15 protein-coding genes and 1 tRNA gene are annotated in these 13257 nt (G+C 60.4%); 7 read left to right on the top strand and 9 right to left on the bottom strand.

Going from position 1 to position 13257, the window contains the following annotated elements:
* Positions 1 to 79: 79 nt before the first annotated feature.
* A tRNA-Cys gene (locus tag Q0601_RS12745) sits at positions 80 to 153 on the bottom strand.
* Positions 154 to 279: 126 nt separating this feature from the next.
* Here Q0601_RS12745 and Q0601_RS12750 point away from each other — a divergent pair.
* The 3 genes from Q0601_RS12750 to Q0601_RS12760 all read left to right on the top strand — a co-directional run bounded on the left by Q0601_RS12750 (position 280) and on the right by Q0601_RS12760 (position 3104).
* Complete coding sequence (locus tag Q0601_RS12750; protein WP_305290222.1) at positions 280 to 933, top strand: protein-L-isoaspartate O-methyltransferase family protein; 654 nt, start codon at positions 280 to 282, stop codon at positions 931 to 933.
* Positions 930 to 2339: a TolC family outer membrane protein gene (locus Q0601_RS12755; protein ID WP_370656131.1), complete on the top strand. Its 1410-nt coding sequence runs from the start codon at positions 930 to 932 to the stop codon at positions 2337 to 2339. Before Q0601_RS12750 ends, Q0601_RS12755 begins: the two co-directional genes overlap by 4 nt.
* A gap of 267 nt (positions 2340 to 2606) precedes the next feature.
* Positions 2607 to 3104, top strand: coding sequence for a hypothetical protein (locus Q0601_RS12760; protein ID WP_305290223.1), 498 nt, complete (start codon positions 2607 to 2609; stop codon positions 3102 to 3104).
* Between the two features lie 43 nt (positions 3105 to 3147).
* On the opposite strand, the gene Q0601_RS12765 is transcribed toward Q0601_RS12760, so the two are convergent.
* The 3 genes from Q0601_RS12765 to surE are packed head-to-tail and all read right to left on the bottom strand — an operon-like array spanning position 3148 to position 5822.
* Entirely contained in the window at positions 3148 to 4296 is a 1149-nt protein-coding gene (locus tag Q0601_RS12765) for a LysM peptidoglycan-binding domain-containing protein (RefSeq protein ID WP_305290224.1), read from the bottom strand.
* A 36-nt stretch (positions 4297 to 4332) separates the two neighbouring features.
* Positions 4333 to 5001 (bottom strand): protein-L-isoaspartate(D-aspartate) O-methyltransferase, encoded by a 669-nt coding sequence (locus Q0601_RS12770; protein ID WP_119745766.1) that lies wholly within the window; start codon positions 4999 to 5001, stop codon positions 4333 to 4335.
* 2 nt (positions 5002 to 5003) lie between these two features.
* Positions 5004 to 5822, bottom strand: coding sequence for a 5'/3'-nucleotidase SurE (surE, locus tag Q0601_RS12775; RefSeq protein WP_305290225.1), 819 nt, complete (start codon positions 5820 to 5822; stop codon positions 5004 to 5006).
* 159 nt (positions 5823 to 5981) lie between these two features.
* Between surE and Q0601_RS12780 the strand changes: the two genes are divergently transcribed.
* On the top strand, positions 5982 to 6896 hold the full coding sequence (locus Q0601_RS12780; protein ID WP_305290226.1) for a sulfite exporter TauE/SafE family protein: 915 nt from the start codon (positions 5982 to 5984) through the stop codon (positions 6894 to 6896).
* A complete protein-coding gene (locus Q0601_RS12785) occupies positions 6896 to 7765 on the top strand; it encodes a TIGR02186 family protein (RefSeq protein WP_305290227.1) in 870 nt (289 codons plus the stop codon). The genes Q0601_RS12780 and Q0601_RS12785 overlap by 1 nt, the downstream gene beginning before the upstream one ends.
* A 102-nt stretch (positions 7766 to 7867) precedes the next feature.
* On the opposite strand, the gene Q0601_RS12790 is transcribed toward Q0601_RS12785, so the two are convergent.
* Complete coding sequence (locus Q0601_RS12790; protein WP_305290228.1) at positions 7868 to 8827, bottom strand: L-malyl-CoA/beta-methylmalyl-CoA lyase; 960 nt, start codon at positions 8825 to 8827, stop codon at positions 7868 to 7870.
* Between the two features lie 176 nt (positions 8828 to 9003).
* Here Q0601_RS12790 and Q0601_RS12795 point away from each other — a divergent pair, with 176 nt between their 5' ends.
* Positions 9004 to 9864 carry a D-amino-acid transaminase gene (locus Q0601_RS12795; RefSeq protein ID WP_305290229.1) on the top strand — a complete coding sequence of 287 codons (861 nt, stop codon included), beginning with the start codon at positions 9004 to 9006 and terminating at the stop codon, positions 9862 to 9864.
* Positions 9865 to 9951: 87 nt separating this feature from the next.
* Positions 9952 to 10272 (top strand): TM2 domain-containing protein, encoded by a 321-nt coding sequence (locus Q0601_RS12800; protein ID WP_305290231.1) that lies wholly within the window; start codon positions 9952 to 9954, stop codon positions 10270 to 10272.
* 260 nt (positions 10273 to 10532) lie between these two features.
* Here the strand turns inward: Q0601_RS12800 and Q0601_RS12805 are convergent, their stop codons facing one another.
* From Q0601_RS12805 to Q0601_RS12820, 4 genes are all read right to left on the bottom strand, one after another.
* Positions 10533 to 11312 carry an SDR family oxidoreductase gene (locus Q0601_RS12805; protein WP_305290232.1) on the bottom strand — a complete coding sequence of 260 codons (780 nt, stop codon included), beginning with the start codon at positions 11310 to 11312 and terminating at the stop codon, positions 10533 to 10535.
* Between the two features lie 53 nt (positions 11313 to 11365).
* Positions 11366 to 12052 (bottom strand): ribulose-phosphate 3-epimerase, encoded by a 687-nt coding sequence (gene rpe / locus Q0601_RS12810; RefSeq protein WP_305290233.1) that lies wholly within the window; start codon positions 12050 to 12052, stop codon positions 11366 to 11368.
* 103 nt (positions 12053 to 12155) lie between these two features.
* Positions 12156 to 12497, bottom strand: coding sequence for a hypothetical protein (locus Q0601_RS12815; protein ID WP_305290234.1), 342 nt, complete (start codon positions 12495 to 12497; stop codon positions 12156 to 12158).
* The gene (locus Q0601_RS12820; protein WP_305290235.1) at positions 12494 to 13120 is read right to left on the bottom strand and encodes a hypothetical protein; all 627 of its coding nucleotides are present in this window, start codon (positions 13118 to 13120) and stop codon (positions 12494 to 12496) included. Before Q0601_RS12820 ends, Q0601_RS12815 begins: the two co-directional genes overlap by 4 nt.
* Positions 13121 to 13257: the final 137 nt, after the last annotated feature.

Here is a 13257-nt window from a genome sequence, read left to right on the forward strand (position 1 = left end):
GCTGCGTGGATGCGAACGGCCCCATGCTAAGCCAAGTGGTTTCTTGGCATTTTCTTAATCCAATGATGTCAATGTGATTTGGAGGCGGGTACCGGAATCGAACCGGTCTTCACGGATTTGCAATCCGGTGCGTAACCACTCCGCCAACCCGCCGTCGTCGAGAGTGCGTCTCCGATAAAGGATTGATGGGCGGCGTGCAAGTCTGGAATGACTGGCGTTGCCCACCTATGTGAAACGTGGCAATAAGCCACGAGAACTGGTCGAGCAGGGGTTCCGACAATGATCGATTTTGCCGCGCGGCGCACCATGATGGTGGATACGCAGGTTCGCCCGAATGATGTAACCAAGTTCCCGGTGATTGAAGCCATGCTGGCGATTCCCCGGGAGGAATTCGTGCCTCCATCGCTGCGCGACGTCGCCTATTCCGGCGAGAATCTGACTGTCGGCGAAGGCCGTGTCATGCTCGAGCCGCGGACGCTGGCCAAGCTTGTCGATATGCTGGATATCGAGCCTGACGATCTGGTGCTCGATATCGCCAGCGGTTACGGCTATTCGGCCGCTGTCATCGCTCGCATGGCGGAAGCGGTCGTCGCCATCGAGGATGATCCCGTCATGGCGGAAGATGCGGAAAAGCGCCTTGCCGATGCCGGGGTGTTCAATGTCGCCGCGCTTCATGGCGATCTGACGGAAGGGAACGCCAAGCAGGGGCCTTATGACGTCATCCTGATCGAGGGCGCGGTCGAAGAGGTGCCGGGAACGATCCTTGACCAGCTTAAGGAGGGGGGACGAATCGGCGCGATATTCATGGAAGGTTCGCTTGGGGTCGCCCGGATCGGGCATCGTCTGAACGGGCGGATCAACTGGCGCTACGCATTCAACGCCCACGCGCCCGTTTTGCGGGCATTTACAAAAGAACGGGGGTTCAGCCTGTGAAAATTATTCCCAATCTCGGGCGGGTGGCAGCAGCCGTGACGTTTTCGGTAAGCCTTGCTCTTCCGGCGGCAGCCGATTCTCTGGCCGATGCGATGGTTTCCGCCTATCGAAGCTCTGCCCTGATCGAACAGAACCGTGCGGTTCTGCGGGCCGCGGATGAGGATGTCGCCAGTTCTGTGGCGCAGCTTCGCCCGGTTCTGCAATGGGTGGCAAGCCATCAGGTCAGCCGAACCGAAGGCAATCACGGCAGCATTCGTTCCAGTTCGCTGATGATCGGGGCCGAGATCCCGCTTTATGACTGGGGCCGCTCGCAATTGGCGATCGATGCCGCGAAAGAGCAGGTGCTTGCCACGCGGCAGGCTTTGGTCGGGATCGAGCAGGATGTACTGCTTCAGGCGACGAATGCCTTCTTTTCCGTGCGTCAGGCGACCGAACAGGTCGCGTTGCAGGAAAATTCCGTTCGGGTGCTTGGTCAGGAACGGCAGGCGGCACAGGATCGTTTCGATGTCGGTGAGATCACGGTGACGGATGTTTCACTGGCCGAAGCGCGGCTGGCCGCGTCGCGCGCGGCGCTGGCGGCCGCCGAAGGCGATCTGGAGGTTGCGCAGGAACAATATCTGGCGGCAACCGGCAAGCAGCCTGGCACATTGGCCGCCCCTCCGCCATTGCCGACATTGCCGGCCAATGTAGAGGCGGCGCGGGCCGTTGCCCAGAAGAACCATCCGGCGATCAAGCAGGCGCAGCGTATGGCTGCGGCGGCAGAACTGGGGGTTGCCGCAGCGGGGGCCGAGCGTAACCCGAATCTTTCGGCAAATGCCCAGGTCGGTATAGGGCGCGATTACGAGCGGGATACCCTTACTGGGTCAGGGGATTATGAAACCCGGGGGAGTGCCTCGGTCGGCCTGGAGCTTAGCCAGACGATCTATTCCGGAGGCCGTTTGCCGGCCCAGCACCGCAAGGCGATGGCCTCGCGCGATGAAGCGCGGGCGGTGCTGTTGAACACGGCGCGAGACGTCAATGAACAGGTCGGAACCGCCTGGGCCAATATCTCGGTGGCCGGCGCACAGCTTGGTGCGATCGACGAACAGATCGCTGCCGCGCAGCAGGCATATGAAGGCGTGCGCGAAGAGGCTCAGCTAGGCGCCCGGACAACGCTGGACGTGCTTGATGCAGAACAATCACTTCTGGAGGCGCGGGCCGACAAGATTTCCGCAGAGGCCAATCTTCAGTTAGCACATTATCAACTTTTGGCCGCTATGGGTTTGCTTACGGTAGAAGACCTTAAGCTGGGAATTCCCACATATGACCCATCGGAATACTATAAATCGGTACGCGACGCGCCTTACACCAGCAAGCAGGGTGAAAGCCTGGATCGCGTCCTGCGCGCAATCGGGCGCGAAAACTGATATCGGGGCCACGCGCTGTCTGCGCGTGGCTGACACCTGCTTTTTCCAGAAATGCGCCCTGTGATGTCACGGGGCAGGCAAAAAAACCGCGCCTCCTTGTCCGGGCGAGCAAAGCGTGACGGGGCGCTAGCCTCGCAGACGGTTGTTGAACAACCCGTGACAGACGGTCCGCCGCAGGCGGCAGACAGGTCAGCGGGTCCGAAATGGCCGGTTTGGCTGGTTGGAAAAAACCCGGAACATAACGGAAATGAAACCATCGGTCGGGATATGTCCGGCACCGATGTCGTCACGGACAGTCTGTCCGCTGACATGGTCGGCGATGCCCGGGCGACTGCCGTACCGAATTCCTGCAACGAAATTGAAGAACCCGCATCATCTTTGCGCGATGAGGACAAGAATGTTCGCCCGTCCCCTGCGGGCGTTGTGAATGACGCCACTGACATAAGAGAGGAAAACCAGATGCAGACGGCAAAACAACTGACCCCCGTTTCCGAAACCGAAGAGATGGAAAAAATCGATCTGCGTGACCGGGTCGCGCTAAAGGAAGGCGCGGGCGACAAGGGGCAGAAAAACGCTCCGGCCAGCATGGCATCGCTTTTCGGTCCGGTGATCGAAGACGATGTCAAAGGCGTGCGCAGTCAGATTCGCGAAATGATTCAAAGCGAATTGCAGGGCGAACTGGGAGAGCGGTTTTCCCGCAACCTGCGTATCGTGATCCGGCGCGAGATTGCGGCCGCGGTTGACGATCAGTTCGACCGGCTCTGAGCAGGCGTGGCACCGCCCGATCCCGTGACCGGGCGGTTTGCCATCAGTTCAGGTAATCTTCCGGGTTCACACTGTTATAACCACGGCGGACCTCGAAATGCACCACGCCACTGCTGCCCGATGTACCCATCGCCTGACCACTGCTGACTGAATCGCCCTTGGACACGCTGAGTTCGTCCAGACCGGTATAGACCGTCATCAGACCGTCATTGTGACGCACCACCACGATCGGCACGCCGCTTGTGTCGCGGGTAACGGCGGCGACTTGTCCCGCCCCGGCTGCCTTGACCGATGTGCCAGCGGGTGCGGAAATGTCGATTCCCTCATTCTTGCCCTTTTCATAGACCCGGATGATCGAGCCCGAGGCCGGCATGCTGAAGCGACCGTTGCCCGAGGCGCCCGTCCGCGTCGCACCCAGATCCGGTGTGTCGGTCGCAGGCCCCGGCTCCGAGGCGGGATCGGTCTTTTCGTCCGGCAGAGGGGCAGCCGCGGAAGGCGGGCGCGGGGTGGGGCTGCCGCTGCCCGGTGCGGTGGTCCCTGTTCCCGCAGCCGGGGCGGCCTGACCCTTGACTGGGATCATCAACCTTTGACCGACACGCAATTGCATGTTTGAAGGCAATCCGTTCCAGGACGCCAGATCCTGCACATTGACCCCGTACTTGCGGGCGATCGACCATGCGGTTTCGCCAGAAGCAACCTGATGCTGCTGCGGTTGCTCGCCTTTGGGCGCGGCAGCCTGTTGTTCGCCTTCCATGCCCGGCACGTCCGGCTTGGCGATGCCCTGGCCCGCGAATGGATCGGACACTTGCCCGGTGCTGCTGATGATGCCGCCCTGAACCTGTGTGCCGCCGGGAACGCTGCGCGGCAGGACCAGAACAGCGCCCTGCTGTAGGGTGGCGCTGGCAGGCAATGCGTTGTAGCGGGCCAGTTCCTCGGCGCCCAGCCCGATCCGCGACGCGACGCTGGCCGGTGTGTCGCCGGATCTGGCCACCACCACCTGATAATCGCGGAAAGTGATCAATCCGCGGCTGTCCGGTTGCGGGCGTGGCACGGCCTTGGCCGCAGCATCCGCCGTGCTCAACGCGCCGGGAACCCAACCACGCAGATCCGGATCAAAACCATTCGGACCGCAAGAGGAAAGCAGGGCAATTACCATAGATGTGCCCGCCAAACGCCTGAAATTTCTGCTCATTCCAAAATCCTCAACCTGTATCTGCCCGAACGGGGGTCATGTTTGTCCCAACCCCTCGACCAGAGGCACGAACCGTACCTGCCGCAACTCGTCATAATCGAACCCGGTATCCGTCCGGGTCACGCGGATCAAGGTCTGAACTGCGTCCGATTGCCCGACAGGCACCACCATAATACCGCCGATCTTGAGCTGTGCCAATAATGGACCGGGGGGGTCCTCTGCCGCGGCGGTCACGAGAATGCGGTCGAAAGGGGATTGATCCGGCAACCCGCGAGAACCATCGGCAACCTGCGCGGTGATATTCGACAGACCCAGCTTCTGAAAAATCGCTTCGGATTCCTGCACCAGCCGGCGATGACGGTCGACAGTATAGACCCGGCGGCACAGCCCCGCCAGAACGGCGGCCTGATAGCCCGAGCCGGTCCCGACTTCCAGCACAGTATCGCGCGGGCGTGGGTTCAGTGCCTGAGTCATCAGGCCAACGACGGATGGCTGGCTGATCGTCTGACCGCAGGGGATGGGCAAAGGCGTGTCTTCATAGGCTCTGTCGGCGAATTGCCCGCGGATGAAAATCCCCCGGTCGATACGTTCCATCACGGAAAGGACACGCGGATCGGTTACCCCACGGGAGCGAAGCTGGAAAAGAAAGCGCATCTTGCGCTCGGCTGGCGAGTCATCTTGATCTGGAAGATCATCGTCGCTCATTGCTATCCGGTACCTCTGCTATCCACGAGATCCCGATCAAGCTTTCCGGCAAGGCTGGACAGCGAATCATGGCAGGTCAGATCGGCCCGCATCGGTGTAACAGAGATGTAACCCGCCATATTTACGGCGACATCGCTGCCTTCATTCGCCATCGCCTGCTGATCGCCGCCCTTGGCCCACATGAACCGTCTGCCGTTCGGGGCGCTGTATGGCTGTACTGAAAAGCGCGAATCCTTGCGCCTGCCTTGCGCGGCGACTCTGGTGCCCAATACCTCGGCGGCCGGGAGTGCGGGAAAATTGACATTGTAGAACAGGCAGTAATCGTCGTTCTGTGTCCAGTCGGCATGATCAAGCAGCCCGCGTATGATCGCCACGCCATGCCGGCGCGACGCTTCGAACGGGTCATCGAGCCCGGCTGTGCGCGGTCCCAGATATTGCGACAGCGCAATTGCGGGCAGACCTTGCAGCGCGGCCTCCATCGCGCCGCCAATCGTGCCGGAATACATTGCGTTCTCGCCCGAGTTGTTGCCGCGATTCACGCCTGACAGGACCAGATCGGGCAGGGCATCGGCCATGACATCGGCAACGGCTGCCAGCACGCAATCGGCGGGGCTGCCTTCGGTTGCATAGCGCCGGTTATCCAGCCGGGCGACCATCGTCGGATGGGAATAGCTGATGCAATGTCCCACGCCGGATTGCTCGAATGCGGGGGCCACTGTCCAGACTTCGCCGGACGGGCCTGCAATTTCGGCGGCGATCTCTGACAGTACCGCCAGCCCCGGAGCGTTGATCCCGTCGTCATTGGTGATGAGGATGCGCATTGCGGTTCCGTTCACGCGCTTGTTGTTTCTTTTCCCTGCTTACCTGCGTGCAGGATGGGCTGCAACCCGTTGAGATTCCCTTGACGGCGATCCGCAAAGCCGTTTGACGCAGCGAATTTACCGTTGCATCCTAGGATAACCTGACCGATAGCGCTCAACATGCAGATCTTTCTTCCCATCGCCGAGGTTTCGGTCAACGCTTTCACCCTTGTAGGACTTGGCGGTCTTGTCGGGCTGATGAGCGGGCTGTTCGGCGTGGGGGGCGGTTTTCTGATTACCCCGCTTCTGTTCTTTATCGGCATTCCTCCGGCGATTGCGGTGGCGACCGGCGCAAATCAGGTCGTCGCCTCCTCGGTTTCCGGCGTATTGGCGCATGTCAAACGCAAGACCGTGGATTTCCGGATGGGTGGTGTGCTGCTGGCGGGCGGCCTGATCGGCTCTTGGCTTGGGGTATGGGTGTTCAACCTGTTGCAATCGGTTGGGCAGGTCGATCTGGTGGTGCAGCTTTGCTATGTGGTGTTTCTGGGCCTGATCGGCATGATGATGCTGCAGGAAAGCATACGCGCCCTGCGCCGGTCGAAGAATGCCACCTATCGCCGACGGCTGCATCAGCACATGTGGGTGCATCGCTGGCCGGTCAAGATGAAATTCCGCGCGTCGGGCCTGTATATCAGCGTGTTTCCTCCGCTTCTGGTGGGGCTTGCAGTCGGGGTTCTGGCTGCGATCATGGGGGTCGGCGGCGGCTTCATCATGGTTCCCGCGATGATCTACCTGCTTGGGGTGCCGACCAAGGTCGTCGTCGGGACGTCGCTGTTCCAGATCATCTTCGTAACCGCATTCACTACGGTGATGCACGCCGTCAGCTACAATACCGTGGATATCATGCTGGCGTTGCTGCTGATCGTGGGCGGCGTGATCGGCGCGCAGGTTGGCACGACCCTTGGCGCAAGACTCAGGGCCGAGCAATTGCGCATTCTTCTGGCGCTGCTGGTGCTGCTGGTCTGTGGCAAGCTGGCGCTTGATCTGGTTCTGCGTCCGGATGAACTCTACTCGATCACGTCGGGGATCGAGTGATGCGGCGTATCGCAGCATTCCTTCTGGCGCTTTCGTTTTGCGGTGCGACCAATGCGCAAAGCCCCGATACCGGCACTGGGCAGACCGAGGGCGAGGCCGTTCCCGTCTACCCGGTCACGGTATTTCCCCCCAGTCCCGAATCCGAAGACAAGGAACAGCGCAGGGAAAGGGTTGTGGCCGGTCTGTCGCAGGATTCGGTCGGAATCACCGCAAGATATGACCGGATGGATATCCTGATTTATGGTGCGATCAAGCGGGAGGCGCCGATACCTTCGGGTTCGCTGGATGTCATCGTCACGGTCGAGGCGCCGTCCCGCCCTTTGACGATCTGGCGGAAAGAGCGCAAGGCGGGGATCTGGATCAATTCCGAAAAGGTCGAGATCGGGGCCGCGCCCGGCTTCTATGCCGTCGCGAGTTCGGCGCCACTGGATGAAATCCTGCAACCGGATTGGGATCGTCGCTACCGGATCTCGCTGCCGCTGGCTCTCCGGGCCTATGCCGGTCAGATCGCGGTCAAGGATGCGGTTCCCTTTACCGAGGCGTTGATCCGCATTCGCGAGAGTAACGGCCTGTATCGTCTGGACGAAGGCGCGGTCAAGCTGGTCGATCAGACCCTGTTTCGTGCGGATGTGCGATTGCCCGCGAATCTGATCGAAGGCGACTATAAAACCCGCATCTTCCTGCTGCGTGACGGCAAGGTGATCGACGTCTATCGCGCCCCGATCGAGGTTCGTAAGGTCGGGTTGGAACGCTGGCTTTACCGCCTGGCATTCGATCAGCCGCTCGTTTACGGCCTGATGTCGCTGGCTGTCGCGGTGTTTGCGGGCTGGGGCGCCTCTGCCGCGTTCCGCAAGCTGCGCCGGGCGTGATGCGCAGCCCGAAAACGCAACGGGCCCTGTGTTGCCACAGAGCCCGCGCCCTCCCACGTCGCGAACCGGCCCCCTCCACAAGGCTAGTCCGCTTGTGATCGATTATTTCCTCGCAATCAGTTCGGCCTGCCGCACGATCACCTCGGCCTGTCTGATCGAAGCTATATCGACCAGGCGGCCCTTGTAAACCGTTGCCCCTGCACCAGAGCGTTTGGCTTCTTCCATGGCGGCAAGGATTTCCCGCGCTTCGGTTACGGCGTCTTCCGTGGGCGAGAAGACCTCGTTTGCCAGCGCGATCTGGCTGGGATGGATTGCCCATTTGCCGACCATGCCCAAAGTGGCCGAGCGTCGTGCCTGCGCCACGAAGCCCTCTTTGTCGCTGAAATCGCCGAAAGGACCATCAACCGGCAGCACGCCATGGGTCCGGCAGGCCGCGACGATATTCGCCTGAGCCCAGTGCCAGGGATCGGACCAGTATTTCTGGCCCTCGCGATGCATGTAATAATTCTCTTGCGTTCCGCCGATTCCGGTTGTGGCCATGCCCATCGATGCCGCGAAATCCGCAGCACCAAGGCTGACCGCCTGCAGGCGCGGCGAGGCAGCGGCGATTTCCTCGACATGTGAAATACCGGCTGCGCTTTCGATGATGACTTCGAAACCAAGGCGTTTTTCCCGCCCCTTGGCCCGCTCAATTGCGGTGACAAGCGCGTCAACGGCGTAGATATCCGAGGCATTTCCGACCTTTGGGATCATGATCAGGTCAAGCCGCTCGCTTGCCTGTTCCATCAGGTCGACCACATCGCGGTACCAGTAAGGCGTGTCCAGCCCGTTGATCCGCACCGAAAGCGTCTTGTCGCCCCAGTCGATATCGCCGATGGCCTGAATGGCCTGCTTGCGCGCGGTGTCCTTGTCATCGGGGGCAACTGAATCTTCCAGATCGATATTGATGACATCGGCTTCGGATTTGGCCATCTTCTCGAACAGCGCCGTGCGCGATCCCGGTCCGAACAATTGGCAGCGGTTCAGGCGGGCCGGAGCTGCGGGTTGGAGGCGAAAGCTCATTACGAATCCTTGGTGCGTGACGAAACGATGTTGCGCTACCCTTTACCGCAGCCTATTCCGGGCAGCAAGCCGTCTTTGGGAAACCGTACTGGGAAAGGGTTAACGCGCCACGTCGCTTGACCCTGCCGCAGTTTCGGCGCAGGACCGGAACCACCAGCCGCAAGGGAGAGAAAGCGATGACACGGACCGTATATGTAAATGGCGAATATCTGCCTGAAGATCAGGCCACAGTGTCGGTATTCGACCGTGGTTTCCTGATGGCCGATGCGGTTTACGAGGTTGTCAGCGTTCTGGACGGAAAATTGCTTGATTTCGCTGGGCATATGACGCGGCTGGCTCGTTCTCTGGATGCGCTGGCCATGACCAATCCGATGTCCGGGGATGAATATCTCGACGCGCATCGGCAGTTGATCGAACGGAACGGGATCACCGACGGGTTGATCTATCTGCAAGTCACGCGGGGCAATCCGGGAGATCGCGATTTTGCCTATCCGCCCGAGGGAACTGCCCCTACCGTTGTCATGTTCACGCAATCCAAGCCGGGGCTGGCCGACAGCCCTGTGGCAAAAACCGGTTTGAAAATCATCAGTGTCGAGGATCTTCGCTGGGGACGGCGGGACATCAAGACGGTGCAGCTTCTTTACCCCTCGATGGCCAAGATGGAGGCCAAGGCACGAGGCGTGGACGATGCCTGGCTGACCGAGAACGGCACCGTGACCGAGGGCACTTCGAACAATGCCTATATCGTCAAGGGCGGCAAGATCATCACCCGCGAACTCAGCCACGATATCCTGCATGGGATCACCCGCGCCGCTGTTTTGCGTTTTGCCCACGAGGCGCAGATGCAGGTCGAGGAGCGCAGTTTTACCATCGCCGAGGCGCAGGAGGCCGATGAAGCCTTTATCACATCGGCCTCGTCATTCGTGATGCCGGTGGTCGAGATCGACGGCAAGCAGCTTGGCAAGGGTGAAGTCGGGCCGGTGGCCACGAGGCTACGCGAAATCTATCTTGAAGAAAGCCGCAAGTCGGCGGTCTGACGCCCGGGGATTTTGCCCGGCACTTGTCCATTTCTGGGCCGACCCTATCTTTTACGGGAAGAATAGAGGCACAAGGATGGAATATCGATGAATGTCGAGCAACAGTTACTGATCGAACAGCGCGTGGCGAATGAAGGGAAATCCCAGATCGTCGCTTATCTGCTGTTGATCCTGCTATGGGGTTTCGGTGTCCATCGCATGTATCTGGGCCGCTATGTCAGCGGGTTCCTGATGCTGGTGCTGTGGGGGCTGGGCTGGTTGACTGCGGCCATCCTGATCGGCTGGATTCCGATCGGTTTCGTCTGCCTGTGGGCGATTCTCGATCTGTTCCTCATTCCCGGAATGATCCGCGAGGATAATGCCGTTATCCGGCAGAGATTGCTTGCAGAAACCGGCTGGGAAAGATGACGGGCGGGGCGGGAACCTGCCGTCCGTATCTTGGTGAATTGTCCTGAACGGGGGCTTGATCCGCCCTGTTTCAGGCTGATGGCAAATTCTTATAGCGCGTTGCAGCTTGTTGGATTCGGATAACCGCATTTCTTCTTTGCGGAAATACCTCGGGGTTGCCGGTTGGTGCGCCACTGGTTCGAGAACCAGCCGGCGACGGGGCAGCGCCCCCGGCCATCGCGGGACGCAATCGCCCTGAAGCCGGATGACCGCAACCCGCTTTAAATCGAGACGTTCAACGCGCCGCCGTCAAGCAGGATGTTCTGGCCGATGATGAACCGGGCATGCTGGCTGCACAGAAAAGCGCAGGTTGCGCCGAAATCCTCGGGCTGACCATATTCGCCGGTCGGGATGCCCGCTTGCCGCTTGATGCGCGCCTCTTCCAGACTGATGCCGTTCTTTTGGGCAACACCCTGATCCAGCGAGTCGGCACGTGCGGTCGCATGGATGCCCGGCAGGATATTGTTGACGCAAACGCCTTTGCCGGCCACCTGCCGCGACATTCCGGCGACAAAACCCGTCAGACCCGACCGTGCCGTGTTGGACAAGCCCAATACCGATATGGGGGAGCGTACCGATTGCGAGGTGATATTCACCACCCGCCCCCATCCACGCTCCATCATGCCGGGGACAAGCGCCTGCATCAGGGCAATCGCAGAAAGCATATTCGCATCGATGGCCTTGATGAAATCGTCGCGGCTCCAGTCCGTCCAGACGCCCGGAGGCGGCCCGCCCGCGTTATTGACCAGAATATCGGCCTGACCGACAGCCTTCAGCACATCGGCGCGGCCCTTTTCGGTGGTGATATCCGCTGCGACAGCTGTGACCTGCACCCCGAATTTATCGGCAATCTCGGCTGCGGTTCTGGTGATATCCGCCTCGGTCCGGCTGTTGATCACCAGATCGACACCCGCTTCGGCCAGCGCCTCGGCGCAGGCGCGGCCAAGACCTTTCGATGCGGCGCAGACCAGCCCGCGCTTGCCTTTGATTCCCAGATCCATCCTGTCCTCCTGTTTTCGGTCGCGGCAAGATAAGCGCCTGTCGGGCGGGAAAGTCAAATCGCCTGGGCTGCCTCGCGGATGGAGCGGATATTATCGCCGTAGATGCCCGTCTGATCGACCGAGCCGCCCTTGAACACGGCAGAGCCCGCCACCAGAACATCGGCCCCTGCTTTGGCGACAAGGGGTGCGGTTTTCGGATCGACGCCGCCATCCACCTGAATATGGATCGGGCGGTCGCCGATCATGCCACGCAGGCGGGCGATCTTGTCAAGTTGGCTATGGATGAATTTCTGGCCGCCAAAGCCGGGATTTACCGTCATCACCAGAACCATGTCGCAAAGGCTTAGCAGATATTCGACGGCTTCGACCGGAGTTCCGGGGTTCAATGCGATCCCGGCCTGTTTTCCGGTTGCCTTGATCGCCTGAAGGGTCCGGTGCGGATGTGGACCTGCCTCGACATGGGCGGTGATCATGTCGGCGCCGGCTTCGGCATAGGCCTCGATATAGGCGTCCACCGGTGCGATCATCAGATGCACATCCATGAAGGTCGTTACATGCGGCCGGAACGCCTTCACTGCCGGAGGGCCGAAGGTCAGGTTCGGCACGAAATGTCCGTCCATAACATCGATATGAACCCAATCCGCGCCCTCGGCCTCGATCGCGCGGATCTCGCGCCCGAAATCCGCGAAATCCGCCGACAGGATCGACGGCGCGATCTTGATGTTGCGATCGAAGCTCATGGTATATCCTTTCTGCGAATGATGCCGGCGCTGCTGTTAACGGTTATGAACGAACGCAGCGGCAGGTCAACCGCAACACAAGGATGAGCCCCGGTCGCAGAAATCAGAAACAGAGAATTTCGGCCTCGGCTTCGGCGCGGCGAAGCTTGGCGACGGTTTCGGTCATCTGCGGCATGCCCTTGAACATCGATGCCCTTTCGCCAGTGGTCTGGCGCATGCGCAGCACGGTTTCGGCACTGACATAATCGTCATAGGGCAGGACCGATGCGATCTGATCTATCGCGCAAGAGCAGCGATCCAGCAGGTCGCGGTTCTCGCCATTGGTCGCCATGCAGGTAAAGACATATTCGGCGCGGGCATTGGTGGGATAGTCGTTCACGGCCTGCGTCCAGCCGGCTGAAGAAACCAGCGTCAGAGCAATTGCGATCGGGAGGGTGAATTTCATTGCAGCACCATGCGATTGATGTAACCGGGCTGGTCGCCTTCGGTCCGGGCCAGCAGTTCACGGATCGGGGCCTTGGGATCTTCACCCAGCACGAAAGTCAGGGTCAGCGTCTCGAAGCCGTTCATCCGGCTGGCATTCGGATCGTCCTGCAGCGGATGAAAGCTTGCCGTCCTGTTGTCGTCATTCTGTGTGATCTCGCCGCTTTCGAACAGCGCTTCCTTTATGCGGTTGCGGATATAGAAAGGGCTGCCACCGGTCAGTTTCGCGATGTCGCGGGTGGTCTGTTCTAAAAAGAAGGTCAGCACCGGATCTCCGCCAGAGATGGGGAATGGCCCGATCTTGCGGGTCCGGTTGTCGGTTTTCTCGGTCAGTTGAAGGGCGGGCTTGTTGTCGGTTGGATCGGTGAATTCATGCAAAATGACCGAGCCCGCTTCCACCGGTAGAAAACCGGCCATGTCGGGGCCCTCGACATGCATCGACCAGTTCAGCCCTTCATCCGAAACCGACCACGGCCCCCGTTCCGCAAAAACGGCATCTCCGGCTTCGCCTGCAGCCAGAGAGGTAGCTGCAAGGCCGCCTGCGGACAGTCCAAGCCAGAAGATCGTGGCGATGCTGCGGATCATTATAGTTTCCCCCATGATGGCCTGCGGAACCCGTGATGCCGCAGATACACGACACTCCGAGGTGCGGCGACAAGGCAAGACATTTACGCGTGATTAAGCTCTCTTCCCCAAGCGTCAGATTTGCGCCCCGCGCCCGG

This window comes from Paracoccus wurundjeri, assembly GCF_030678915.1.
Taxonomy (GTDB): domain Bacteria; phylum Pseudomonadota; class Alphaproteobacteria; order Rhodobacterales; family Rhodobacteraceae; genus Paracoccus; species Paracoccus onubensis_A.

What these genes read in the sequence shown, in the direction of transcription:
- Q0601_RS12760 (WP_305290223.1), top strand. Translation starts at nt 2,607, where the DNA reads ATGTCCGGCACCGATGTCGTCACGGACAGTCTGTCCGCTGACATGGTC.
- Q0601_RS12750 (WP_305290222.1), top strand. Translation starts at nt 280, where the DNA reads ATGATCGATTTTGCCGCGCGGCGCACCATGATGGTGGATACGCAGGTT.
- Q0601_RS12820 (WP_305290235.1), bottom strand. Translation starts at nt 13,120, where the DNA reads ATGATCCGCAGCATCGCCACGATCTTCTGGCTTGGACTGTCCGCAGGC.
- Q0601_RS12790 (WP_305290228.1), bottom strand. Translation starts at nt 8,827, where the DNA reads ATGAGCTTTCGCCTCCAACCCGCAGCTCCGGCCCGCCTGAACCGCTGC.
- Q0601_RS12795 (WP_305290229.1), top strand. Translation starts at nt 9,004, where the DNA reads ATGACACGGACCGTATATGTAAATGGCGAATATCTGCCTGAAGATCAG.
- surE (WP_305290225.1), bottom strand. Translation starts at nt 5,822, where the DNA reads ATGCGCATCCTCATCACCAATGACGACGGGATCAACGCTCCGGGGCTG.
- Q0601_RS12785 (WP_305290227.1), top strand. Translation starts at nt 6,896, where the DNA reads ATGCGGCGTATCGCAGCATTCCTTCTGGCGCTTTCGTTTTGCGGTGCG.
- Q0601_RS12780 (WP_305290226.1), top strand. Translation starts at nt 5,982, where the DNA reads ATGCAGATCTTTCTTCCCATCGCCGAGGTTTCGGTCAACGCTTTCACC.
- Q0601_RS12800 (WP_305290231.1), top strand. Translation starts at nt 9,952, where the DNA reads ATGAATGTCGAGCAACAGTTACTGATCGAACAGCGCGTGGCGAATGAA.
- Q0601_RS12770 (WP_119745766.1), bottom strand. Translation starts at nt 5,001, where the DNA reads ATGAGCGACGATGATCTTCCAGATCAAGATGACTCGCCAGCCGAGCGC.
- Q0601_RS12805 (WP_305290232.1), bottom strand. Translation starts at nt 11,312, where the DNA reads ATGGATCTGGGAATCAAAGGCAAGCGCGGGCTGGTCTGCGCCGCATCG.
- rpe (WP_305290233.1), bottom strand. Translation starts at nt 12,052, where the DNA reads ATGAGCTTCGATCGCAACATCAAGATCGCGCCGTCGATCCTGTCGGCG.
- Q0601_RS12765 (WP_305290224.1), bottom strand. Translation starts at nt 4,296, where the DNA reads ATGAGCAGAAATTTCAGGCGTTTGGCGGGCACATCTATGGTAATTGCC.
- Q0601_RS12815 (WP_305290234.1), bottom strand. Translation starts at nt 12,497, where the DNA reads ATGAAATTCACCCTCCCGATCGCAATTGCTCTGACGCTGGTTTCTTCA.